The sequence below is a fragment of the Bartonella sp. AA81SXKL genome, assembly GCF_042196945.1.
In the GTDB taxonomy this organism is placed as follows: domain Bacteria; phylum Pseudomonadota; class Alphaproteobacteria; order Rhizobiales; family Rhizobiaceae; genus Bartonella.
Window position 1 is genome coordinate 1 of the sequence record NZ_JBHIRH010000413.1, and the last position, 547, is coordinate 547.

Genomic DNA, 547 nt, shown 5'->3' on the forward strand with positions numbered 1-547 from the left:
CCCGAGAAAACTGAAAATTTCCCCCATTGTTTCTGCATCACGGCTAGCAAGATAATCATTTACCGTAACGACATGAACACCTTTTCCTTCCAAGGCATTGAGATAAATTGGCAAAGTTGCCATTAATGTTTTACCTTCACCGGTGCGCATTTCAGCAATGCCACAATCATGAAGCACCATTCCACCAATGAGCTGTACATCAAAAGGACGCATATCATAAACACGTTTTGCTGCTTCACGGACAGTTGCGAAAGCTTCTGGTAAGAGCAAATCAACGGTTTCACCTTCCACGAGACGTTTACGAAATTCATCGGTTTTTTTGCAAAGCTGTGTATCACTTAACTTCTGGAATTGCTCTTCCAAAACATTAATTTGTTCGGCTTTTTTGCGAAGAACCTTGAGGCGCCGTTCATGAGCTGAACCAAAAAATTTACGTGCAAAGACACCTAAACCGACCATCCCTGGCCCTTTCTTTTATTTGTTGCCACTATTACTGGGTATTTCATATATTATCCCCACACTCTAAATCTCGTAAGGTATTTAATAT

At 41.0% G+C, this 547-nt stretch carries 1 pseudogene; it reads right to left on the bottom strand.

What is annotated here, in order from left to right:
* Positions 1-459: pseudogene (locus tag ACFINZ_RS11995) on the bottom strand (preprotein translocase subunit SecA); the annotation flags it as partial.
* Positions 460-547 lie beyond the last annotated feature (88 nt).